2 protein-coding genes and 1 tRNA gene are annotated in these 610 nt (G+C 42.0%); 2 read left to right on the top strand and 1 reads right to left on the bottom strand.

The annotated features are described in order from the left end of the window. Window positions 1-38: 38 nt before the first annotated feature. Window positions 39-112: transfer RNA gene (locus AC1MDJ_RS08420), tRNA-Arg, on the bottom strand. Window positions 113-217: 105 nt separating this feature from the next. On the opposite strand from AC1MDJ_RS08420, the gene AC1MDJ_RS08415 reads away from it, so the two are divergent. Further along, window positions 218-367 (top strand): rubredoxin, encoded by a 150-nt coding sequence (locus tag AC1MDJ_RS08415; protein WP_479690460.1) that lies wholly within the window; start codon window positions 218-220, stop codon window positions 365-367. A gap of 18 nt (window positions 368-385) precedes the next feature. Then, window positions 386-610: glyceraldehyde 3-phosphate dehydrogenase NAD-binding domain-containing protein (locus AC1MDJ_RS08410; protein ID WP_479690459.1), on the top strand; the 225-nt coding region annotated here is incomplete at its 3' end.

Below are 610 nucleotides of genomic sequence, written 5' to 3'. Positions count from 1 at the left end.
AAAGCAACGTAAATAGACAATAATACTAAAATAAAATATGCGCTCGGCAGGACTTGAACCTGCGACCTTCTGGTTCGTAGCCAGATACTCTATCCAGTTGAGCTACGAGCGCAACGAAGTGATTATGATACACCTTTTTTGATAATTGGCAAGCATTTTTTATTGCTTTTTTCTTGTATCTCTGTTAGAATACCGACTGAAACTAGGGGGGTTAAGTATGGACACAGCAGACAAATACGTTTGTAGCCTGTGTGGCTACGTGTATAGTCCAGATGACAATGGTGGTGTTGCTTTTGAGGATTTGCCCGCTGACTGGGTTTGCCCTGAATGTGGCGCAACAAAAGAAGTCTTTGAAAAAATATCATAAAATTATTGGAGGTGCGAAATGGCAGTAAAGGCTGGTATTAACGGATTTGGTAGAATAGGCAGGTGTGTGTTGCGCTCTATTCTTATGCGCAATATAGGTGTAGACGTGGTGGCTATCAACGATTTAGGCGATGTCAATGCACTAGCTCACCTGTTAAAGTATGACTCTGTTCACGGGACATTTGATGGTGAAATCAAGAGCGATGGCGATGGAATAGTTGTCAACGGCAAGAAGATTAAAGTG

The sequence above is a fragment of the Candidatus Termitispirillum reticulitermitis genome (genome assembly GCF_054655775.1).
Note: the sequence above shows the minus strand (reverse complement) of the source record. Positions and strands in the feature narration are given on the sequence as shown.

Coding starts and splice junctions, on each gene's coding strand:
- AC1MDJ_RS08415 (WP_479690460.1), top strand. CDS start 218: ATGGACACAGCAGACAAATACGTTTGTAGCCTGTGTGGCTACGTGTAT.